This window comes from Streptomyces sp. NPDC039480 (assembly GCF_055597165.1).
This window is the reverse complement of record NZ_JBVITX010000009.1, coordinates 260,762-282,472: the sequence shown is the minus strand read 5'-3', so window position 1 is coordinate 282,472 and position 21,711 is coordinate 260,762. Positions and strand designations below refer to the sequence as shown.

23 protein-coding genes and 1 tRNA gene are annotated in these 21,711 nt (G+C 69.7%); 7 read left to right on the top strand and 17 right to left on the bottom strand.

Features of this window, described 5'->3' with window-relative positions; genetic code table 11:
• Positions 1–26 precede the first annotated feature (26 nt).
• From ACZ56E_RS27495 to ACZ56E_RS27435, 13 genes are all read right to left on the bottom strand, one after another.
• On the bottom strand, positions 27–677 hold the full coding sequence (locus ACZ56E_RS27495) for a hypothetical protein (RefSeq protein ID WP_471218188.1): 651 nt from the start codon (positions 675–677) through the stop codon (positions 27–29).
• A 75-nt stretch (positions 678–752) separates the two neighbouring features.
• Complete coding sequence (locus tag ACZ56E_RS27490; protein WP_471218186.1) at positions 753–2,228, bottom strand: DUF3560 domain-containing protein; 1,476 nt, start codon at positions 2,226–2,228, stop codon at positions 753–755.
• A 332-nt stretch (positions 2,229–2,560) separates the two neighbouring features.
• Positions 2,561–2,983 carry a DUF6409 family protein gene (locus tag ACZ56E_RS27485; protein ID WP_469927153.1) on the bottom strand — a complete coding sequence of 141 codons (423 nt, stop codon included), beginning with the start codon at positions 2,981–2,983 and terminating at the stop codon, positions 2,561–2,563.
• Positions 2,984–3,101: 118 nt separating this feature from the next.
• Positions 3,102–3,992 (bottom strand): hypothetical protein, encoded by an 891-nt coding sequence (locus ACZ56E_RS27480; RefSeq protein ID WP_471218184.1) that lies wholly within the window; start codon positions 3,990–3,992, stop codon positions 3,102–3,104.
• A gap of 120 nt (positions 3,993–4,112) precedes the next feature.
• The gene (locus ACZ56E_RS27475; protein ID WP_471218182.1) at positions 4,113–4,472 is read right to left on the bottom strand and encodes a hypothetical protein; all 360 of its coding nucleotides are present in this window, start codon (positions 4,470–4,472) and stop codon (positions 4,113–4,115) included.
• 62 nt (positions 4,473–4,534) lie between these two features.
• Complete coding sequence (locus ACZ56E_RS27470) at positions 4,535–5,167, bottom strand: hypothetical protein (RefSeq protein WP_471218180.1); 633 nt, start codon at positions 5,165–5,167, stop codon at positions 4,535–4,537.
• A gap of 462 nt (positions 5,168–5,629) precedes the next feature.
• Entirely contained in the window at positions 5,630–6,739 is a 1,110-nt protein-coding gene (locus tag ACZ56E_RS27465; protein ID WP_471218178.1) for a hypothetical protein, read from the bottom strand.
• 363 nt (positions 6,740–7,102) lie between these two features.
• On the bottom strand, positions 7,103–8,320 hold the full coding sequence (locus ACZ56E_RS27460) for a hypothetical protein (protein ID WP_471218177.1): 1,218 nt from the start codon (positions 8,318–8,320) through the stop codon (positions 7,103–7,105).
• Between the two features lie 134 nt (positions 8,321–8,454).
• Entirely contained in the window at positions 8,455–8,877 is a 423-nt protein-coding gene (locus ACZ56E_RS27455; RefSeq protein ID WP_471218176.1) for a hypothetical protein, read from the bottom strand.
• A 66-nt stretch (positions 8,878–8,943) separates the two neighbouring features.
• Positions 8,944–10,725, bottom strand: a complete 1,782-nt coding sequence (locus ACZ56E_RS27450) for a ParB/RepB/Spo0J family partition protein (RefSeq protein ID WP_471218174.1) — start codon at positions 10,723–10,725, stop codon at positions 8,944–8,946.
• 107 nt (positions 10,726–10,832) lie between these two features.
• Positions 10,833–11,288, bottom strand: coding sequence for a DUF6197 family protein (locus ACZ56E_RS27445; protein WP_471218172.1), 456 nt, complete (start codon positions 11,286–11,288; stop codon positions 10,833–10,835).
• A gap of 29 nt (positions 11,289–11,317) precedes the next feature.
• The gene (locus ACZ56E_RS27440; protein ID WP_471218170.1) at positions 11,318–11,560 is read right to left on the bottom strand and encodes a hypothetical protein; all 243 of its coding nucleotides are present in this window, start codon (positions 11,558–11,560) and stop codon (positions 11,318–11,320) included.
• 65 nt (positions 11,561–11,625) lie between these two features.
• Positions 11,626–12,363, bottom strand: coding sequence for a DUF2786 domain-containing protein (locus tag ACZ56E_RS27435; protein ID WP_471218169.1), 738 nt, complete (start codon positions 12,361–12,363; stop codon positions 11,626–11,628).
• A gap of 524 nt (positions 12,364–12,887) precedes the next feature.
• Between ACZ56E_RS27435 and ACZ56E_RS27430 the strand changes: the two genes are divergently transcribed.
• From ACZ56E_RS27430 to ACZ56E_RS27415, 4 genes are all read left to right on the top strand, one after another.
• A complete protein-coding gene (locus ACZ56E_RS27430; protein WP_471218167.1) occupies positions 12,888–13,169 on the top strand; it encodes a hypothetical protein in 282 nt (93 codons plus the stop codon).
• A gap of 152 nt (positions 13,170–13,321) precedes the next feature.
• Positions 13,322–13,771, top strand: coding sequence for a hypothetical protein (locus tag ACZ56E_RS27425; RefSeq protein ID WP_471218165.1), 450 nt, complete (start codon positions 13,322–13,324; stop codon positions 13,769–13,771).
• Positions 13,761–14,396, top strand: coding sequence for an HNH endonuclease family protein (locus ACZ56E_RS27420; protein ID WP_471218163.1), 636 nt, complete (start codon positions 13,761–13,763; stop codon positions 14,394–14,396). Before ACZ56E_RS27425 ends, ACZ56E_RS27420 begins: the two co-directional genes overlap by 11 nt.
• Positions 14,397–14,436: 40 nt before the next feature.
• Complete coding sequence (locus ACZ56E_RS27415) at positions 14,437–14,760, top strand: hypothetical protein (RefSeq protein WP_471218161.1); 324 nt, start codon at positions 14,437–14,439, stop codon at positions 14,758–14,760.
• A 121-nt stretch (positions 14,761–14,881) separates the two neighbouring features.
• On the opposite strand, the gene ACZ56E_RS27410 is transcribed toward ACZ56E_RS27415, so the two are convergent.
• A complete protein-coding gene (locus ACZ56E_RS27410; RefSeq protein WP_471218159.1) occupies positions 14,882–16,750 on the bottom strand; it encodes a tyrosine-type recombinase/integrase in 1,869 nt (622 codons plus the stop codon).
• Positions 16,751–16,854: 104 nt separating this feature from the next.
• Positions 16,855–16,927 (bottom strand) — tRNA-Ala (locus ACZ56E_RS27405).
• A gap of 183 nt (positions 16,928–17,110) precedes the next feature.
• Here ACZ56E_RS27405 and ACZ56E_RS27400 point away from each other — a divergent pair.
• Both ACZ56E_RS27400 and ACZ56E_RS27395 read left to right on the top strand, forming a co-directional pair.
• Positions 17,111–17,659: a helix-turn-helix domain-containing protein gene (locus ACZ56E_RS27400; RefSeq protein ID WP_055527494.1), complete on the top strand. Its 549-nt coding sequence runs from the start codon at positions 17,111–17,113 to the stop codon at positions 17,657–17,659.
• Positions 17,660–17,710: 51 nt separating this feature from the next.
• Entirely contained in the window at positions 17,711–18,979 is a 1,269-nt protein-coding gene (locus tag ACZ56E_RS27395; protein ID WP_471218157.1) for a serine/threonine-protein kinase, read from the top strand.
• A 59-nt stretch (positions 18,980–19,038) separates the two neighbouring features.
• Here the strand turns inward: ACZ56E_RS27395 and ACZ56E_RS27390 are convergent, their stop codons facing one another.
• Both ACZ56E_RS27390 and ACZ56E_RS27385 read right to left on the bottom strand, forming a co-directional pair.
• The gene (locus tag ACZ56E_RS27390) at positions 19,039–20,310 is read right to left on the bottom strand and encodes a hypothetical protein (protein ID WP_471218155.1); all 1,272 of its coding nucleotides are present in this window, start codon (positions 20,308–20,310) and stop codon (positions 19,039–19,041) included.
• A 467-nt stretch (positions 20,311–20,777) separates the two neighbouring features.
• On the bottom strand, positions 20,778–20,906 hold the full coding sequence (locus ACZ56E_RS27385; RefSeq protein WP_003999697.1) for a DLW-39 family protein: 129 nt from the start codon (positions 20,904–20,906) through the stop codon (positions 20,778–20,780).
• A gap of 314 nt (positions 20,907–21,220) precedes the next feature.
• On the opposite strand from ACZ56E_RS27385, the gene ACZ56E_RS27380 reads away from it, so the two are divergent.
• Positions 21,221–21,556, top strand: coding sequence for a DUF6344 domain-containing protein (locus ACZ56E_RS27380; protein ID WP_471218153.1), 336 nt, complete (start codon positions 21,221–21,223; stop codon positions 21,554–21,556).
• Positions 21,557–21,711: the final 155 nt, after the last annotated feature.

Below are 21,711 nucleotides of genomic sequence, written 5' to 3'. Positions count from 1 at the left end.
CGCTGCCGCCGCCCCCGGTCGGGCTGCTAGTGGTAGGCGGGGATCAGTCGGCGGACCCTGTCCTCCCCGATGCACCCGCCCTTATGGCGGCGCGCGCTCGGCGGCTCCCCGTTGCGCCCGCGCAAGTGCGACCAGAACTTCAGGCCCTCCCAGCCACACAATTCACAGTGCAGGTACCAGTGGTTATCGCTGCCAGGGAACCCGGTGAGAACCGCCCGCCAGAAGTGGGCCGCGAGTCCCGCGAACGCGATCTCGGCGCCCTCGGTGTTGCGGTCATTGACCGGCATCCGCGGGTGCAGGAGGGGCACCGGCCCGACCAGCGGCGTGGGGGCCTCGGCGAGCACCTGGTCCAGGGGGACGGCGCCGATCCGACCGGCGGCGTACTCCTCTGCGAGATGGGCGGCGGCCATGTCGGTGCCGGGGACGCCCTTGGGCGGGCGACGGAGATTGTGTTCGCCCTCGGTGGTGAGGACGAGCCAGTCGCGGTGCCACCTGTAGGCGCGGCCGATGACCTGGTCTTCGCCGACGATCACGGGGTATCGGCACTGGATGTCGGGGGCGCCGATGCGGTACCTCGGAACGGTGGAGGTGCCCTCGGTCGGGGGGACGATGAGCTTGCCCGCGTCGCTGTCGGGGATGGTGATGGTTGCGGGTCGTTCGAGAAGTTGCGTGGTCATGGTGGTGCCCTGTTCTGGTGAGAGAGGGGCCCGCCCCGGCGCGCTCGGCCGCCGGGGCGGGCGGTGGGGGCGTGGCTACGCGGCCTCGGCGGCGGCCTGCGAGGCGGCGGCCCAATCACGGTGCGGGGTGACGCCCAGGTCCGAAAGGACCGGGTCGAGACTCCCGTTGTCGGGCACCCATTCCCAGTCGGCACCTTCGATGCCGGGTCGGTCGGTCCAGGTGAGCATGTAGGAGCGGCCGGAGGTGCGGGGGTCGCCGCATACGGCCTGTGCCTCGCGGCGGGTCATCGCCCACAGAGCGCGCTTGCGGGAGCGGCGGGAGTTCTTCGAGGCGATGAGCACCAGCACCATGCCCTCCTGCCGGTCCGCCCCTGCGGCGGGGGCTGACGCGGGGGTCGGCGTCCCTTCGGGGGCGTGGTGGCCGTGAGCCCAGCGGCGTACTTCCGCGTGCCACTGGCTGGAGTGGCACATCGGACCCGTCTCGGCCGCCGCTACCGGCTCCGCGATCGGCGGGGACTGTTCGGCCTGCTCCTGGGGTTCGTCAGCCTCGGCCTGGGTCGGCTGCTGCATCTCGTCGGCGCTCTTGCGCCCGGATACGTCGTCGTAAGGGGCGGTCCAGGTCCAGTCGTCGTGCCGGTTGCCCGTGGCGCGGACGATGCGCTTGCCGGTGCCGTTGTGGATGTGCGGGATGGTGACCGACTTCGGGTTGACCCGCAGGACCTCGTACCAGGTGCCTCGGTAGAGCACGAAGTCCCCACGCTTGAAGTCCGCCTTCGACCAGACCTTGAAGCCCCTGGCTTCGGCGTCCTTGATGACCGCCTCCCAGTGCTCGATCTCCTCAGTCAGCTCCTGGTGCTCGATCTCCAACTCCGGGTCCGCCGGGTTACGGGAGAACCCCTTGGCGGACTCGCCCCGCTGCCACTTCTCGACCGCGCGGAGATCGGCCCTGAGCTTGTCGAGACGGCGGAGCGTGCGGCCGGGGTCCTTGCGGAACCGCTCATAGTTGGCGGCGGCTTCCTCGCGGTCGGCCCAGTGCTGGGCGCGGTCGCGCTCGCTGATGCTCTTGCGCATCGCGTCGTCCATCCGTGCGTGATCACGGCGGGCGCGGCCCTCGGAATGGTGACCGACGAGGATGGGCTGACCAAAGGCGAACCGCTCGGATATCTCGTGGCTCGACTTCCACGCGGCCTCCGAGTTCCGGGCGGCGGTGTCGGCGTATCCGCCGAACCTCTCCGCCCGACCCTCGGCCTTCTCCTCGCGCTCCTTCTCGGCGTCGGAGAACGAACGGCGGTCAGCGTTGTCGATGGTCAGCGTGACCTCGAAGCCTGCGTCTCGGAGTCGCTGCGCGAGGAGTTCGAGCGAGGGGGCGTAGGTGGCGTGGTCGCGGCTGTGGGGGAGGTACCAGCAGCCAAGGTTCCTGCTCCAGCGGAAGGGCTGGCGCCGGGTGCGGCCGTACTCGCGGAGTCGCAGGATCTCGGCCGATCCATCTCCCCGGCTGGTCCCCTCGATCAGGGTTCCTTCTCGGCGGGTGTGGGTGATCTCGATAGTCACTGAACTGGTCTTTTCTGGTGAGAGTTTGTGGTCCGGCCGCAGGGCGGACCGTGTGTTGGCAGCGGCGCTGCACCACCGGCGCGGGCCGTGAGGGACGATCGGCTCGCGGGTCGTCGCGCCCTGCGCGACGACAGGGGCTGTCGCGCCCCCGCGGGGCGCGTCCGCTGCGGTCCGGTGCCCGTCGTCGGTCGGCGGAGCCGCCTGCGGCGGAGTCGGCCGGCGGCGGTGAACGCACCGGACCTGTCCTGCCGCCCCGAAGGGGTGTCCGCTTGGGCGCTGGGGGCCTGCCGGTCCGGAGGTGTTGCCCTCCCCCGGACCGGCGGGGCCTGGTGTCAGCTGCGGTGGAGCGTGTGCCGGGCGGCCTGGTCGGCGTCGGCCAGTCCAGTCCGCTCGCGCCATGCCTGGCGGACGGCGGCGCGCAGTTCGTTTCCGTCGTCGTAGGCGAACCGTCCCCGGCGCAGACCGCACACGATGTCGCGGAAAACGTCCTGGTTCATCGTGGTGAGCGTGTCGTCAAGCGGCGTCAGCTCGTGAGGGTGCATCGCCTGGACGCTGTCGCCGGGCTGCGGGGCTCCGAGGGTGAAGAACCAGACGACCGCCATGGTGGCCTTGTCCGCGAACTCCGGACCGCCGAAGGGGCCAACGACGACGGCGGGGCGGGTGTCGAGCTGGCGGGCCCGGAACCAAGGTCCGGCCAGTACGAGCGTGGCGGTGGGGAAGTCCTGGGCGGTGGGCTTCTGGTCGGTGGTGAGCATGTCGTGTCCTGTCTGGTGAGAGGTTCCGCCGGGGCCGGTGGGCCCCGGCGGGGTGCCGGTCGGGGGGTTGCCCTCCCCCTTGCGACACCATTAATTAAACCATGTTCCTAGGTCTGGGTCAACCGGTCACGGCAAGTTCGCGGCGGCGTTCGGCGGCCGTCGTGACGGCGCGGGCGATGGCGCGGCCGGTCTCGATGACCCGGACGGCGGACTCGTGCACCGGGGGCTTCTTGTCCTGGGTGACGATGCCCGCGAGCGGCGGCATGACGGCGGGGCCCGGAGTGATCCCGAGGATGAGCGCGGCGACGTGTGCGGCTGAGGCGACTTCGGCGGTGTGCTGGCCGGGAAGGGGGGCGTCTGCCTCGGTGATGCGTCGCCACGCGTGGCCGTACAGCAGGATGCGGACGGCGTTGTCGGGGGCTTCCTGGGTGAAGTCGAACCCTCCGGCCTGCTCCGGGTCCTCGTTGTACTGGTCGCGGTACTGGTTCACCAGGACATCGCGGATGACCTCGGCGGCGAACGGGGCTGCGGCGGGCGGCTCGTAGGCGTCGCCGTCCGTCTGGCTGATGTCGAAGACCGGCCCGGCCTTGAAGCCGGAGACCCTGCGCCCCTGCCTCTCGGCGGCCTCGCCTGCGGCCTCTCGCTGCCCGCCGTCAGGGGCTGCGGCCGTAGCCTCCTGGGCATCCTCAGTCCGGCGCTTGATCGGCGTCCAGACGCGGAGGGAGTTGGACCCCTTGGCCGGGAAGCGTCCGACCTTTCGCCAGTCTCCGGAGCTGAGTACGTGGGTGGCGTTGGGGTGCTGGGCGGCGATGGCGATGCAGTTGGTGGGGCTGCGGTCGTCGCGGTCCGGGTGGGTCAGGTTCGCGGCCGTGCGCATGACGGTGGCCCAGAATTCTTCGCTGGCGACCATCGCGCCGTATGCGCGATCCATGACGGCTTCGAGTTCACCGCGCATCTTGGCGGAGTAGGCCCGGCGCTCTTCGTCGGTCATCTTCGGCTTACGGGGCATGTCGCGGTCCTCCTGGTGAGAGATCGTCCGGGGCCGGCTGGCCCACGGGGCCGGTCGGGGGGTTGCCCTCCCCCTTCCGACACCATTAATTAAACCATGTTTCTGGGTGATCGGCAACCCTTAGATCCAGTACAACCCCGCTTCGTTGCTCACGGCCCGGTATGCGGCAATGACCTCGTCTTCTATTTGTGTCCAGCGTTCAAGAATATCGGGGGCGGTCTTCTTATCGCTGGCCGCGCGCCTGGCCCTGCGCCAGTCAATGGCGATTTTGAGTGTGCGGAGTTGCGAACGGGTCAGTTCCCATCGGCCAGAGTCCGGGAGCTGATCACCGTAAGCCATCGCCACGGCGTTGTTGATGTGTTCTGTACCGGACCACACATTGTGTGCGGACTGGAGCGCAAGGGCGCGTTTGAGGGTGCACCGGAGGTGTGGGGCCTGCACGATCCATTGCGGTTCGATGATGAATATGTCGGCGCTCATCGCGGGGCCTTTCTGACCGGGGCGGCGCGCTACGGAAGCGCGCCGCCCTGAAACGTTGGTAATTAGAGGGCGTATCCGTCGACGTATTCGCCGTACTCGTCTTCGGGAGTCTGGACGCTGGGAAGAAAACGGCTCACCGCGAACACGACGGCGTCGGCGATAATCCGGGGCACGTCGTTAAGTACGAGGCTCACCGCGTCGCCGTCGAGTCCGATACGGACCTCTCCCGGTTCAAGGTTCATGTAAACGAAAGCGGATGTGCCGTCGACTCGGGTCCGGGCTCCGGGGAGGCGGGCGGAGAGATCGCGTGCGGCCTCCTCGACATCCCGCCGCGTCTCGGCCTGTGCGCGGTTGTGATCGGTCACCCGCTCGTGAACGTCACGGTGCGTGGGGATGAGGTCGGCGGCGATCCGGGCCGCGATGTCTGCCGGGTCCTCCGTCATGGAGACTCGGACGGTGTCGCGCTCGCCCCTGCGGAACGGGTAGTCGGTGGCGGGGAACGCACCTCGGATGTGCAGGTGGCCGGGGTCATCGAAACGCTCGGAGAGGTGAAGCTGTCGGCCGTCCAGGTGGGTGAAGGTCGCGGCGTGGTCCAGCTCCTGGACGCCGTGGCGCGCGGGCTGCGGCCGCCAGTTCCCGCCGAGTTCGAGTGCGATCGGATGGGCCAGCTCTGCGACGGTGAGAGGGGTGTTCATTCGTTCGTTCTCCTGGTGAGAGAGGTTGTCGGCGGCCGGTCGGCCTGCCGTTCGCCGGTCGGGGGTTGCCCTCCCCTTCCGACATCACTAATTAAACCACGTTCTAGGGGTTGGGTCAACCTGGATAGAGGCTCTGACCTGGCCTTTTCTCCCCACCATCGGCCCGCACCCGCTCGGCCGGGCTCGGCCACAACGGGCCTGGGCGGGGTTCCCTCCTCGGTCGGACAGCTCCGCCGTACCAGGGTTCCGGGCGCGGTGTCCTGGCTCGCGAAGCGACCGCGCAGCGGCTCGGCCTGGACGCCGTGTCCGGGTTCCTGGTACGCCCCCTGGGGTGTCCGGCCGAGGAGGGAACCCCGCCTTCACCACCCGCACCACGACGGCGCGGCACCCGACCAACAAGCCCCCACCCCCTCCGAGAGAGGACCCGCCGGAGGCAGCCTTTCGCCTTGGCCGGCACACCGTTCACCACAAGGTGGACTGCACGGCGGACTTCCCGCTCGACCATGACCTTGTCGGGGTCGAGGGCTGCTCGGCCGGGATGGCTGCCGCGTTCGGCACCTTAACCGCGGGGCAGTAGCCGCCTTCGTCTTCCCATCGGTCGGCGGCTTCGCGCTCGGCGCGTTCGTACTGTTCGGCAAGGGTGACCGGCCTCCGGTAGAGCTTCCGTGCGCTGGAGTCGAGCGGCGGGAGCAGGCGGGCCGCGGCTTTCTGGTCGTCGCGGCGCTTGTGGCGTCGCCGGACTTTGGCGAACCGCGCCTCGTAGGCTTCCCGGTCGGTCCTGTGCAGACCGGCCGGGTGGAGTCGCGCGAGTTCTAGGGCGACCTGGCCCATCGGGCTGGGGATCAAGGTGCGGGTGCCGTCGTCCTGGCGGACGGCGACGAGGAATCGGGCAGCGAACAGGCCCTGCGTCCGTTCGCGGCTGATCCGGCGGCCGCCGTCCCAGACGCCGTGTCGTGCTGCTTGCCGGGCTCGCCCGCCCCGCCAGTACAGGCGGCCGGATTCGGCGGCCTCCATCACGCGGACGTGTCCCGCCGTCCATCCGAGTTCGGCAACATGCCCTCGGGCCAGATACCGGTTCCTAGCCGCGCGGTCCCGGTTCTCCCGGTCCATGCCGGTGGCCGCCCGCTCCTCGGCTTCCTGCTCAGCCTCCTGCTGACGGCGGGTGCTTTCCTGCTCGGCGTACTCGGCCACCGTCAGCTTCCGCTCCAGCTCGGCCCGCAGGTCGGCGGCCGTCGTCTCGATTCCGGCGGCCGACTGAGCACGCACGGCGTGTTCGACGGCCTGACGGGCGCAATACAACGGGGCGCCGCTCGGCATCGCGGGGTCGTCGGCGTACTGCTCCGCGCGGTCGGCGTGCCGCTCGGCCTCGACGGCTTCCTTGTGCGCGGCGTGCATGACCGCCTCCAGGCGGGTGGTGGCGCCCGTTCGGCTGTGGCACACGGCGGTCATGGCGTCATCGGCGGCGGTGGCCGCGAGGAGCGCGGCCTGTCTGGCGACCTGGATGCACGTCTGGGGAGACGGTTCTCCTGCCGTGGCGGTCTGCGGACGGACGGCGCAAGCGTTCTGGGGCATGGGAGTGTTCCTCGGGTGTCTCAGTGGTGCAGTCGGCGGCGTGCCGTGGCCACGTCGTAGCGGTGCCGCCCGTGATCGCGCGGAGCGCGATGGACAGTGCCGTCGTGCCCGCAGGGCACGTCCTTCGGCCCGGCGTCCGGACGGGGCAGGAGGGCCGCCCGCGGCCCGGATGCTCCGGCCGGCTGCGAGCCGGGCCAGGCTGAGCCGTCCCGGAGGGACGCCCTTCTCCGTACGGGGGGCCGCCGACGCGAGCGGGCCCGGACGGCGGTGGGCGGAGCGTGGGGTGGGCGGCTCGATGCCGTCCACCCCACGGCCCGGCGGCGGGGGCCCGGCCGGGCGGTGGCTCCCGCCCGGCCGGGCCTTCTACGCAGCGACCGGTTCGCGCTCAGCGACCCGGCACCGGGTGAGTACGGTCTGTGCGGTCTCGCCATAGATGCTGTGGTCCTTGACCGTGCCGGTCAGCTCGACCTCGTCGCCCTGGTCGGGAACGTCGGCGGCGCTGCTGAACCAGACGAACACGTTGCCCTGCGGGTCCTGGAACTTCACCAGTCGGCGACGCTGGGTGTGGTAGCCGTACGTCCGGCCCTCCAGCTCGATCACGGTGGTGACGGTGGCGGTGGTGGTGATGCGCTCGCCCACCGTGCCCTGCGGCTTGCTGTTCTGCGCGGCCCGCTCGGCGGCTTCCTTCTCCTGGTCGCGGTACCAACCCGCGATGGCGGACACGAGCGTCGGCAGGTGGCGCGGGTCGACGGTCTCGCCCTTCGCCAACTGGCCCACCTTGTGGCGGTAGTCGGAGAGGCTGCCGTATCCCTGGACGGCCCATGCCCGGACGGCGGCGGCGGTGCTCGCCGCGTCGGGGTCGGCGTCGATGGCGGCCCGCCACTCCATCGGGGCCTTGCGGTCGAAGAAGTACGCTTCGACGCCGTCGGCGGTCGGCTGGGTGTTCTTCCACTGCTCGGACCGGCTGTAGAACCGGCCTTCGGCCTTCACGATGGCGGCGGTCACCCGCAGCACCTCGGTCACGGGGACGCGGAGATCGGCCGGGATGCCGCCCCCCTCACCATCCCAATCGGAGTCCTTCAGCGTGCCGAACCTCCACAGGGCCTCAAGGCCCTTGATCGGCAGACCGGTGTACGGCTCCACGCACGTCGTGCCCAACTGCCGCATCTCGCCGTTCTCGTGGCGCGCGAGGTAGGTGGCGGTGCGGTGACGGGACACGGCGCACCCGTGGCAGAAATTCTCGATAGCGCGGTACTGGCGCGCGGCCTCGGCGTCCTGCTCGGGCAGACCGGGGAACAGGCTGGTGATCGTCTCGCCCTCCTCGTCGTGGTCCAAGCGGGCGATGACGGTCCAGCCGTGGTGACGGGGGATGTCACCGGAGATCGTCACGGTGACGGTGGGGCGCTTACCGATCAGGCGGCCGTCGATGTCGTGGTAGTCGGCCAGGAACGGCGCGGAGATGTCGAGTGCGTACGCGGTGAGGTGGTGGACGGCGGCGCGGGCATTGGTGGCCTCGACAAGCTGACGGACGCGGGACTGGGCCGTGGCGGGGATGGAAAACCGCATGGCTGCGCTGGTCATCGTGGGTGCTCCTGCTGGTGAGAGAGGAATCGAGGGCCCGGCCGCGCGGGTTGCCCTCCGCGTGCGGCCGGGTCGGGCCAGATGACGGCCCGTGGTCTCGGAGGGGGGTTGCCCTCCCCCTCCGACACCATTAATTAAACCATGTTTTGCGGTGTGGGGCAAACGTCCCGGACGGGGATGTCGAGTGCGGCGCGGTCGCGCAGGAACGCGGCGAACAAGGCGGCGGTGTAGCTGTCGGCGGTGCCGTACGTGCGGCGGCAGTCCAACGCGCCGATGCGTTCGCCCCGGTGGTGGACGGGGAACGGCTGACCGGGGCCGGGGATGGCGAGTGCGTACAGTCCGCGCGGGGTGTCCACGCGCAGGACGACGGCGGCGGTCTGGTGGTCGTAGGCGGCCGACCAGCGGGCGGGCCCGATGCCGAACTCCGCGAGTCCGCCCGCGATGGCGCGGGCCTGCATGAGGTCGGCGGTGGTGCCGGGGTCGGGCTCGGCGGGGGCGGGAACGCATCCGCAACCGTGGTCGTCGGTGGGGGTCTCGAACAGAGCTGTACGGGTCACTGTGGGGCTCCTGGGGTGGCCGGGGGCGGGAGGTTTCCCGCCCCCGGCGTCGGGCGGCTGAAGTGATTAGGCGGCGGCTTCGTCGCTGGCCGGTTCGTCGGCCTCCGCTTCTGCCTCGGCCTCCGGCTCGCTCGACTCCTCGTCGGTGCCGGGCTCCTGCTCGGTCTCCGGCTCGCTGCCGGACGTGATCGCGGCGCGGGCCTTCTTCTTCGCCGGGTCGTAAGGCTCCTCGTCCACGACCGACTGCTCAATGGGCGTGAGCGGGTACCCCAGAGACTCCAGGACCTTGAACCAGCGGGCGGTGGGCTTCCGCGTCCACGGGGCGTGCTGGTCGTCGGTCCGCCACGCGGACCGGTTCGCGCACTTCTCGCGGACTGCGGCGATGGCCGCGAACTGGAGCTGCGGGGCCCGGCGCGGGTCCTTGGCAGCGTGCCCGGCAAAGCTCGTCCGGTCCTTGGCCTGCTGGGTGTTCAGCCCCAGGAAGGCGGCCAGAATCTCGGTGGTCGGCTCCTTGTTCAGGTCGTCGCAGATGCCCCAAGTGCCGCTGAGAAGTGCCTCGTTAACGTGGCCGATCAGGGCGTTGGTGGTGCTCTTCGGAAGATTGCGCCGCTTGATCAGGTCCGTGATCCACTTCCGGCGCACGGCTTCGGCCGCGTCCCAGTCGATGTTGCCCTTCTTGACGGCGGCGCGGGCGGCGCGCTCGGCCTCCCTCTGGGCGGTGGTCTTCGTGCCGCTACTGCTGCCGGTGCCCTCGGGCACCGTGTGCCCGTACAGGCCGGGGGCAGAGCAGTAGGGCTCGTACCGGTCCCCCCGCCGCTCATCGAACACCCACACAAGCCCCTTGCACTCGGCGTGCTCCTCGGCGCTGATGCCGCGCAGTCGCCACACGGGCATGGCCCGCTCGGACAGCTCCTCGGCGTCCCTGATCTTCTGCCCGGCCGCCTCCAGCTCCGCACGGTGGGCCTCGGCCTTGGCCCGCTTGTCGCGCTTGGTCCGCTCGATGGCGATGGCCCAGTCAACGTCTCCGGCGTCGGCGTCGTCCTCGGCGGCGGCCTCCGTGATTGCGGCGAGCGCTTCGGCGTCGTCGGCGAACTCCGAGAGCGCGGCCAAGTGCTCAAAGGTCCACTCGTAGCTGCCCGCGCCGCTGACGGCGGCGTTCAGCTTCTCGTCGGACCGGACCTTGACCAGAGTCTTGACGTCCTTCTGCCGCACGCCTGCGGCCTTGGCGATGCGGCCGACCTGCGCGCCCGCCTCGGCGGCGCTGAACATGGCCTGGTTCATCTCGGCCGTGGTGAGGCTCTTACGGTGGTGGGCGGTCGTGATCATGTCGAGGAACTGCCCGGCCTCGTCACGGTCGTCGTCCTCCCACTCGTACGGCAGGTGAGTCAAGCCCGCGTCCTGCGCACCGAAGTAGCGCCGGTTCCCGTCGTTGACCTGGAGGACTCCTCCGTCAAGACGCTGGATCTTGACGGGGATGCGGCACCCCTCGGCGCGGAGCGAGTCCACAAACGGCGCGTTGAGGTCGAGGTCTTCACGGGCGTTCTTCGGGTGCGGGGTGAGCGCGTCAACCCGGATGACGGGGCGGGGCGTGACCGGCACGGTCTCCAGCCCTGCGGCGATGGCGGCGGACAGTCGCTGGAACCCGTCGATGACCTGCGGCACGTCGCCGTGGGTGCGCACGACGTACAGCGGCTCCACTACGCCGTTGTCCTTCACGTCGGCCAACAGATCGGCCGGGGCCTCGATGTCGCGGACGTTGCCGGGGTGCGCGGCCAGCTCGGCGACCGTAAGGGTCGGCCACGGGGCAGGGGCAGTCCGGACGCCGGCCTGGGTCTTGGTGTTCGTCATCGGTCCTTCTTCTTCCTGGTGAGAGTTCTTCGGGCCGTTCGGCCCGAAGGGGCTGCCGGTCGGGGGGTTGCCCTCCCCCTTCCGACACCATTAATTAAACCATGTTCCTAACAGTAGGGCAACCGGGGGGTGCTGTGATCGCCGTCACTCGGGTGCAGGGCTGCGGCGGCGCGGATCATCGCGGCGGCCTCGACGGTGGTCCGCTCGGCCTTGTCCCCCCAGCACCAAAGCAGGGTGCGCCGGTAGGCGTCCTCCGTGAGCCGCAGCTTTCGCCACCGGACGCCGGACACTGGGCGGCCGTTGGCGTGGTTGCTGAGCACCACAAGGGAGTCGAACAGGGCTCGCTGGAAGACGTCCCACGGTTCACCGCGTACGGACCAGCGGGGCCGGACGGAACGCAGGCCACGTTCCCACGCGTGCAGCACGGTGCACGGGGCGGTGTCGCCCATCCGGCCGGGCTGCCAGAGGTGGTCACCCTGATAGAGCCCGACGCGTTCGATGTGGTCGGCGGCGGCCGTGAGGATGCGGGCGGGGGTGGCGTGCTGCGGCTTCCGGGACGGCATCGTTTCCTCCTGGCGGTGATCGGTGACGGTCAAGCGGTGCCGCGCTGGGCGGCCTTGGCCGTGATGGTGCACTCAACGCAGTGACACGGTGTCTGCCACTGCCACCCGGCCGCGCAGATGATCGAGTAGGCAAGGGCGGCAGCTTCGCTGATCCGGCCGGTGCCGGGCTCTTTCGGGGTCATGGCGGCCCACGTGTGGGGGAAGCTGTAGATCTGGAAGTAGTGGCGGCCGTTCTCATCGGCCTTGTGGAATCGGGCCCATTCCATGTACATGCGTGGCTCCTCGGCGCTTCGAGCGGGGCCGGGGCGGCGGGCTGCCGCCCCGGCAAGGACGGAGGTCAGACTGTGAGCGCCCCGGCGGTCTGGGCACCGATGCGGCGGGTGCCTCCAATGTCGGCGCGGCTGCCTGCGGCGGCCCCGTCGCCGTAACCGCTGCCGCTGTAAGAGCCGCGCGTGTGCCGGACGTGCGGGTGCTCCTCGCGGTAGAGGGCATCCACCATCGCGTCGCGGTCGGCCAGTACGAGTTCACCGCTGCGGCCGGTGGCCGACGTTTCTCCGCTGGCGGCGGCGCGGGCTGCCTGCTCGGTCGCCTTGAGCCGTTCGATGACGCGCTCGATGAATCCGATGGTCCACGAGTTGCGCCAGGCTCGCGCACTGCGGACGCCGTACGGGACAACCTGCGCCTTGAGCCCGCCGAGCATCTGAATCAGGAGGGAGGCGTACAGGACTTCGGCGCGCTGGATGTCGGACTCGTGGCCGACGATGTGAACGCGGCGCACATTGCCCCGCACGCCCATGTGCACGGCCTTGCAGCCGACGTTCTGCGCGATGAAGCAGATGAGGCGGACGCGGGACATGGACCACGGGTTGGGGAGGTCGACGTACTTCGCGGTGACCGCGTCCCGCGACGGCTGCCCGTCGCTCAGCATGGCCTCTTCGACGCCGTACTTCGCCATCATTTCGAATGCCCGCTTCCGGGCCAACTCCGCCTCCGACTCCGGCGTACGGGGGTCCTCCGCCGTGGCGAGCAGGGCGCGGATGGTGTCGAGCTTTCCGGGGGCCTTCGTGGTGCTCACGTTCGTTCTCCTGGTGAGAGAGGTTGTCGGCGGCCGGTCGGCCTGCCGTTCGCCGGTCGGGGGTTGCCCTCCCCTTCCGACATCACTAATTAAACCACGTTCTAGGGGTTGGGTCAACCTGGATAGAGGCTCTGACCTGGCCTTTTCTCCCCACCATCGGCCCGCACCCGCTCGGCCGGGCTCGGCCACAACGGGCCTGGGCGGGGTTCCCTCCTCGGTCGGACAGCTCCGCCGTACCAGGGTTCCGGGCGCGGTGTCCTGGCTCGCGAAGCGACCGCGCAGCGGCTCGGCCTGGACGCCGTGTCCGGGTTCCTGGTACGCCCCCTGGGGTGTCCGGCCGAGGAGGGAACCCCGCCTTCACCACCCGCACCACGACGGCGCGGCACCCGACCAACAAGCCCCCACCCCCTCCGAGAGAGGACCCGCCGGAGGCAAGGATCTCTGAGGCCGGCGCCGCTTGGCCGTCTGTGCCGAACGCTGCGGTTCCGAGCCGATCTTCCGCGCGTCGACCTGATACTGGGCCCATGACCGTCGAACCGAAGCTGATGACGACGGAGGAGGTCCGTGCGCTGGTCGTCGCCGCCGTCGCGGACCCCGCTGTCGACCTCGTTTTCCCCCTCTGCTTGTCGCTGGCCATGCGGGAGGGCCTGAAGTCCACGGTTCTCGCCACGCTGAACCGCGGGGACTACCACCCGGCGGTGGGCGACGCGCCGGGGAGCCTGACCTACCTTGACGGTGATCAGGTTCGGTCCGCCTCGCTCTCCCCGGAATCGGAACTACTGCTGGCCGCCTACCTGGGGCGATGAACGCCATAGCGAAGGAGAACCGCGGTACCCGGACGTCCCGGGATCTCCTGCTGCCGCCACGAGCGGACCGGTCTGTTGGTTCGAGATGTCCGCGGACCTGTGTCTACGGTGCGCGCGATGAGCAGTGATTTCGAACAGGACTGGGGGCACGGGTGAGCACGACTCCGGCAGCATCGGTGAGCGCGGCAGAGCTGCGGCGGCGGGTTCGCGCTGTCGAAGCGCTCCAGGCGAAGACACGGGAGATGGCCGCAGCGAACGTGTTGACCACGCGTGACACCGCAGCGAAGGCGGCGCGGGCGAAGGACGAGGCCGACGTCGCGGCCCGGGAAGCTGCTGCCGTAGCTCTGCGGCTGTTCGACAACGACGCAGAGCTCGTCGCGGATCTCCTGGGTGTGCCGGCGGAGGAACTGGAACGCGAGGCGAAGCCTGTTACCGCCGCTCGCGCGAAGGAGATCATCGAAGTGCTGCGGGCTCGCGCTGAGCGCCCGCGCTCCAGCCGCCCCCGTAAGCCTCGGACGGAAGCGTCGGCCCCGCCTCCCCCGGCCCCGGACACCACGGCCCCGGTCTTCACGCCGGACGGCAGCCGGGCCGATGCCGCCTGAGAACGACCTCGGGCCCGGACTCTTCCCGCTCGCGGCGGTGAACGGGTCCGGGCCCGCTCCCGTTGATGAGCAGCTTGCCCTCATCGGCGAACCAACCCCCGTACGGATACCGGCGGTTGAGTGGGCGATCTGGCTGGCCGACGAGTCCGTGCAGGCCCGCTATTGGGCCAAGGTCTACCGCACCCCGTCAACCGAGGACTGCTGGTTCTTCTTCGGCGGGATCTCCAGCACTGGTCACGCCAGCTTCAGGGCTGCCTCACGGCCGGGAAGGACACGACGCGGCACGGTGCCGGGCCACCTGTACGGGTACCAGCTCGCGCACGGCGTGATTCCGCGACTCGGGTGGGGGATCGACAGCCCGACGGTCTGCCACACGTGCGACAACCACTCCTGCCAGCAACCGACGCACCTCCGACTGGGCACCGCGGCGGAGAACCGGGCCGAATGGCTGGCCCGCCGCAGGGACCCGGGCAGCCCACTGGCAGACCTTCGTGGCCCGGCCGGACGCTCCCGCGAGATCGGTGCCGCCATCCGGGCCGGCCAAGCGGGCGGGGAGTCCACGGCGGAGATCGCCGCGCGCATCCGGGCGGCGATTGCGGCAGGGCGCCCACTCAGCCTCTGGTGACGACCGATCGCCACGAGACCAATCCACCTTGGGAGAGAACGTGACACCCACCGGACCGCACCGCGCCCTCGTGTACGTACAGGAAGGTCGCTGGCGCCTGATCGTTGCCCCACTCGACCCCGAAGCGCAGCAGGAGACCAGTATCGAGGACCCCAACCCCGTACGACTACTCGTCGCCCGGGACCTGGGTCCGGCGGACTTCGGCTTCGCCCCCGCGTCGTTCGGGCACCGTCTGATCGAGAACGGGTTCATCATCGACCCGCGGGAGCGAGGAAAGCGCGACACCGTCAACGGCTGGTCGCAGACCGACGAACCCGATCGGTGGCAGACCGTCTGCTACCCCACGTCGGAAGTCGTGGGTTGACGCCAACGACGGTTTTCCCCTGCGAAGCACATACGAGTTCGGCCCGCTCCCTCGACGGGGGCGGGCCGAACTCGTTGTGGTGAAGGACACACCCATCCGGGTGATGGGTGGGGCTACCGCGTCATGCCTGCGTGCTCGTGAGGCCGAGGTCTGGGTGCTGGGCGCACACCTCCAACGCCTCTACGCGGGCTTGCTCAAAGGCCCGGGTCACCGCCGACCTGTTGGTTCCCCGGGCGTGCGCCTCAGTGCTGCCGCCAGGTCGGAACTCGGTCCGGAACTCTGCGGCCCGCGTGGTGAAGCCGTCGCGATCGAACTCCCACGTCCACCGGCCGCCACTCACCGGAAGCGGCTCGTACGTCAGGGTGCCGTCGGCTTCGTACGACGCCAGAGCGGAATACACAAACTGCCTCTCTGGCATCCGGGTCCAGACGGAGCCGCCGCCGTTCCATCGCTCGCGTTGCTCCGGGCCGAGGGCTCCGCGGCGGGCTATCTTCTCCTCTGGCCAGCCATCTGCCCGCATGGCCGCGATCTCGTCCTCATGATCGTCGTTCCACTGATCAGCGACGTCCTGCGCGTGCTGTCGGTCCGCGAACGGCACCTCCTGGCCATCCAGTGTGACGACGAAGACCGGGGCATTCGCGCGCTCGGCACTCTCCTGCGGCATGTCGCTGGCGTCCTTCCAGGATTCTTGGGCCAGTCCGGAGTGCTGGCGTGGCACATGAGGGAGACCGTCTGTCGTGGATGCCAGGCCGGAGCGCTCCAAGAAGCCGGGCAGTGGGGCAGTCGGGTCCATGGCCCATTCGATGGCGGCCATGACCTCGTCGTCCAGGGCATCCAGGAGGTGGCCGTAGCGGTCCACGGTGGTGGTGATGGACTCGTGCCCAAGCCGCCCTTGGATGGCCGGCAGGGGCACCTTTGCCGCGATCAGCCACGACGCGTGGGAGTGGCGAAGGTCATGGATGCGCGGTCGCTTGAGCAGGCCGTACTTCTCTGCGGCCAGCGCGATCGCGGGCAACCAGCGGAGGCGGCGGAAGGTGCCGGGGTCCCACTTGCCCCCTTCGGGGCCGGTGAAGATCAGGGCATCGGGAGCTAGGCCCTGGGCGCGGCGCCGCAGCATCCGGTCCAGCTTGTGCGTGATGACGATGGTGCGGCGCGACTTCCGGGTCTTCGGGGGGCCGAGGATGGACTTGCCGTCTTCGTCCTTCTTCCATGCCCGCTGGACGCGGATGGCCGGGCGGCCGTTGCGTCGACGGAGATCGCGGGGCTGGAGGGCGGTTGCCTCGCCCCATCGGAAGCCGGTCTCTGCGATGGTCTCGGCAAGATCCTTGGCGTCGTCGGCGAGGCATTCGTAGATCCAGGCCCATTCCTCGCGTTCGAGAAAGACCATTTCCTCTTCGTCCTCGGCTGCGTCGAGCCGGGGCAAACGGGTCTTCGCGCAAGGGTTGGAGGCCCGCAGTGACGGTTCTGCGTCCACGGCGGACTGCATGATGGCGCTGAGGAGGCCGTGCTTGTTCTGGATGGTCTTCGGTGCGTACGCGGTACGGGGTTTCCGGTCGCGGGGGTCGAGCGGGGCAAGGCGACCCGCCTCCAGGTCGTTGACCCAGTCCTGAACCATGGTCCGGACGATGCTGCCCTCGCCGTCCTCCACAGAGTAGGGGCCGAACCAGGGAGTCATGTTCTCCCGTATTTCCTTTTTGTACTTGCTGCGCGTGTCGCCCTGGATACCGGTGAGTCGATCAACGTAGGCGAGCGCGAAGGGCTCGAACATCGTGTCCGCGCGCCGCCGATCCGCAACAAATCCGTGACCTCGGGTCCACCCCGGGGGCCACTGCTGGCCGTGGCCGTTCACCAGATCCCGGAAGCGCTCGGCGGCCGTCTCGTCCTCGAAAACCTCGGACTCCTGCTTGCCGCCGCGGGCCCCGCCGGCCCTCCACATGACGGTGAAGCTAGACGTTCCGTCCCGCTTGTCCCGTTTCTTGATGTACGCCATGGAGGGAACCGTAAATCAGACCGGTGCTGACACGGTGCTGACGTTATAAACACAGAGAGGTCCCCTGACCTGCGTTTCCGCAGGTCAGGGGACCTCTACTGATGTGGAGCCTAGGAGAGTCGAACCCCTGACATCTGCCATGCAAAGACAGCGCTCTACCAACTGAGCTAAGGCCCCGCGAGAGACACATCGAACCGGAGGAACCACGTCCCGGCGTGCATCGCAGACCAGAGTACCGGGTCACCCCCCCGATCTCGCAAAAGGATTGGGACTCCCGGTCCACGACCACGCTCCGTAAGATGCTCGACGTGGTTCGCGGCAGCGAACCACGGTCTTAGGGGAAGCGATGGGGAGACGCACATGGACGCCGCACAGCAGGACACCACCGCGAGAGCACGAGAGCTCCAGCGGAACTGGTACGGGGAGCCGCTGGGAGCGCTCTTCCGCCGCCTCATCGATGATCTGGGACTGAACCAGGCGCGCCTCGCCGGAGTCCTCGGCCTGTCCGCGCCCATGCTGTCCCAGCTGATGAGCGGCCAGCGCGCCAAGATCGGCAACCCCGCCGTCGTCCAGCGCGTCCAGCTCCTCCAGGAACTGGCGGGCCAGGTCGCGGACGGCAGCGTCAGCGCCGCCGAGGCCACCGACCGCATGGACGAGATCAAGAAGTCCCAGGGCGGCTCCGTCCTCACCAACACCGCGCAAACCGCGACCAGTTCGGGTGCTCCCACGGTGAAGCGCGTGGTGCGCGAGATCCAGTCGCTGCTGCGCTCCGTCGCGGCGGCCGGCGACATCATCGATGCCGCCGACTCTCTCGCCCCGACCCACCCGGAACTGGCAGAGTTCCTCCGGGTGTACGGCGCCGGGCGCACCGCGGACGCGGTCGCCCACTACGAGGCGCACCAGAGCTGAGCCGTCGACCGGGCCGCCGCGCGCGGCCCGGAAGGGGAGCGGAGCGCGACCATGGGTGAGGTCTTCGCCGGCCGGTACGAACTGGTCGACCCGATCGGACGCGGGGGAGTCGGAGCGGTCTGGCGCGCCTGGGACCACCGGCGACACCGGTACGTGGCCGCCAAGGTCCTGCAACAGAGCGACGCGCACTCCCTGTTGAGATTCGTACGGGAGCAGGCCCTGCGGATCGACCACCCTCATGTGCTCGCGCCCGCCAGCTGGGCCGCCGACGACGACAAGGTCCTGTTCACCATGGACCTGATCGGCGGCGGCTCACTGGCGCACGTGATCGGGGACTATGGCCCACTGCCACCCCGCTTCACCTGCGCCCTCCTCGACCAACTCCTCTCCGGCCTCGCGGCCGTCCACGCCGAAGGCGTCGTCCACCGCGACATCAAGCCCGCCAACATCCTGCTGGAGGCCACCGGCGCCGGACGCCCGCATCTGCGCCTGTCCGACTTCGGCATCTCGATGCGCAAGGGCGAGCCGCGACTGACCGAGACGGACTATGTGGTGGGGACGCCCGGCTACTTCGCCCCCGAGCAGATGCTGGGCGCCGAACCCGACTTCACCGCCGACCTCTTCGCCGTCGGCCTGGTCGCCCTGTACCTCCTGGAAGGCGCCAAGCCGGACGCCAAAGCGCTGATCGAGTACTTCGCCGAACACGGCACGCCGCAGGCCCCGCAGGGCGTGCCTGAGCCTCTCTGGCAGGTCATCGCCACCCTTCTCCAACCGCACCCCCAGTCGCGCTTCCGGACCGCCACGGGGGCGCGCAAGGCGCTGGCATCGGCCGCGGAGATGCTGCCCGAGCCGGGCCCGGACGACGAACTCATCGAGATCTTCGATCAACTACCCCCTCTGCCGACGGGTTTCGGCCCGGAGGGCCCTCTCACTGCCACACCGCGCCCGGGCTCCGCACCTCGCCATGCGCGCCCCACGCCTGCGGCCCGGCCACCTGGCACGGCATCGACACCACCGCCGCCTCCCCCGCAGCCTCCCCAGCCATCCACTCCCCCCACTCCGATGCCCCTACAGGCACCTGCGCCCGACCCCACCGTCACGTCCTCGCCCCCACGCGCTCACGTTCACGCTTCTACTTATCTGTACACCGCTCACGCCGCCCAGGTTCCGCCCCCGAACCACCCACTTCCCCAGTTCCAACCCGCGGCCGCCTCCACTCCGCTGAAGCCCCCTGGGCCGCCCGCGAAGGTAGCGGTGCCGATGCTGCTCATAGCGCTGGTCTGCCTCACGATCGGCGTCTGGGCACTCACGCAGCTTTGACGCAAACTGCTTTGACGCAAGCAGCTCTGAAGATCGAGGCGAGGCCCGGTGACCCGCCCTTACCAGCCCCGTGGCGGTCCGAACTGCCCGGACTGCGCAGCCACGGGTGCCGACGCTTCCGCCGACGTCGATGCCGATGCCGATGCCGATTCCGCTTCCGATGCCCTCGCCGCCCTGCGCCGCGCGAGCAGCGTCCACAAGCCGAGGACCCCGAGCAGGGCCACCCCGGTCCCGATCCCCCCGGCGGCGATGACCACCATCAGCCCGTCGTCGTCCCCACCAGCACTCGCACCGGTTCCGGTCGCTGTCTCCCCGCGCTCCGCCGCCTCCGTGTCCCGCTCCGTGACGCCGAAGTTCTCGGCGGGCTCGGGCGTTCCCGCGTACGAGGGTCCGGGCCGCGGTGACCCGTCGACGTCCACCCGTAGCGTCAGTTCCAGCGGGGCGGCGCCGAACTTCTCCGCGACGTCCGGGCTCAGGTGGACCGCCACGTAGTACCAGCCGGCAAAGCGCATGGCGGCGACTTCGTCGGTGAGGGCGAAGCGGTTCTCGTACGCGACCGGCGGCAGCGGGTCCAGGACCGTCGACTTCTGCCTGCCGTCGAACGCCGTGTCAGCGTCGTCGACCTGGGCACGCACCGGGTTGGACAGGGACACGACCAACGCGGACGAGACGTACCCCGAGTCCCGAGCCACCCCACGACCGGCTCCACCCGAACTGCCGGACTCCGAACTGCCCAGCCCCGAACTGCCGAGCCGCGAACTGCCCAGCTCCGCGGCGACCGACAGTTGCTGCCCCCAGTCGACCGGGACGCGGTAGAAGAGGGTCTCCCCGGGCACGATGTCGGCCCCCCACACCCCTTTCTCCAGCCCCCGGGCCGTGTTGAAGCTCGTGCCGCCCCCGCGATGCTTCCGCTCTCCCGAGGGCAGTACAGGCGCCGCGGAGTTCCACGACTCCGGCGGAGCGGTCGCGCTCCCCGCCCGCAGCGCGGGTTCTGACGCCACGTGAAGTTCCAGGTCCCAGTTCTCCAGAGCGGCACTGGAAGCTCTGGCCCGCTCGACCAGCACGTAATACGTACCGGCGCCCCTACAGCTCTTCTCGTCGGGGCCGGCCCTGCGCGCTGCCGTGGCCGTGATCGGACGCGGGCTCTCCGAAGAGCCGAACCGTGCCTCTTCCGCCTCCAGAGGGCTGCAGTTGTTGCCGTCGGCGTCCTGTACGGACACTTCGACCCCGTCGGCGTAGGAAACCCTGGTACCGGGCTTCGGAACAGCCGTGACCGAGACGTACGCACTGTCCTCCGCCCCGAGCTCCAGGCGGTAAAAACGCTGCCCCACGCGCGGGAGGGAGCTTTTGTACGTCTTACCGGGGCTGAGCCGAGGCCCATCGACGTTGCTCGCAGCACCCTCGACCGTCTCGGCGCCCTCGGCAAAGGCGTACGGGCCGGGTGACGGCCCCGCAGCCACGCCCTGCCCTGCGGCCCCGGCCTGCCCCGTGGCCCCGGCCTGCCCGGAACCCCCAGCCACCACGCACAACACCGCGACCACAGCCGCAGCCGAGCCTCCGCTCAGCCTCCGCCTCCGCCGCCCCATCCCGCGTCACCCCTCGCCGCGAACCTAGCCGTCCCGCCCATCCCGACCGTCCTGCCCGCCGACTGCCGCGCGGACACCACCACGAGCCCACCACCGACGCAACCGCGCCACCCTCGCATTTGCATACGCAAGCGTTTAATTAACGGACGCGAACAACACAAAGCCCCGGCCGCAAAAGCGACCGGGGCCTGCAAGTGACTGTTGTCGATGACTCACGAACCCGTGGGCACGGAGTCAGTCGCCTCCGTCCACAGATCCTGCTCGGCGCGATCCGCCTGGATCTGGCGGTACACGAGGAGCCCGCCGATGGCGGCCAGTGCGACCAGGAGAAGCTTCTTCACCGCGCGACCTCGTCTTTCCTTGACGTAGGGGACTTCTGGCGCCCGACTATACACACCGAGCGATATCGATCGGTGACCTGGATCTGCCTCAACTCCCGCCCTGAACAGCGCAGTCGAAACGGACCTCAGAACTTCGCACAGTTCCCGTCCCCGCTGTGACTTTCGCCGCTTTGCCCCTTTCTCGGCACCCTTGCGGCCATCCGGGTGGTGTTCATCTGAACATCCACGCGCCACGAGCGTCGGTCCGCCACTCTCAGCCCCACATACACATCATGAGGAAAGTACGCAAATCGCCCAACCCGAATTGAGGGGCCATGACCGGCAACAAGGCCATGAAGCTGTGGACCACGATCGTCACCGCCTTCCTCGCGCTCTTCGCCGCGCTGGGACTCACCACGACGGCCACCGCGGCCACGGCGGTACAGGAGACCACGAACGCACGCAACGCCACAGCGTGCGTGAGCGCGCCGATGACGGCCCTCTGGGCGGCAGCGTACGAACGGTCCCTGCCCCCGACGATGAAGCAGCGCATCCGCGCCGAGGCCCACGGCTCGTCCCCCAGTTGCCGGCACCTGCCGCCCACGGACGTGGACGCGGACACCGAGACGGAGTCCCCCGCGCATGAGCCGGTCCTCGCCTCAGAGCCGTAACCCCGGCCTCGCGCCCAGGGCACACGCCCTCGTAAACCTCGGAAGACCCCCGGCCACGACAGGCCGGGGGTCTTCTTCTTGGCTGCTGTCTTGGCTGCCCGACGAGAGCCCCCAAGGGGGCCCCGGTCGGACCCCTGCAGAGCGCAGGAAGAGCA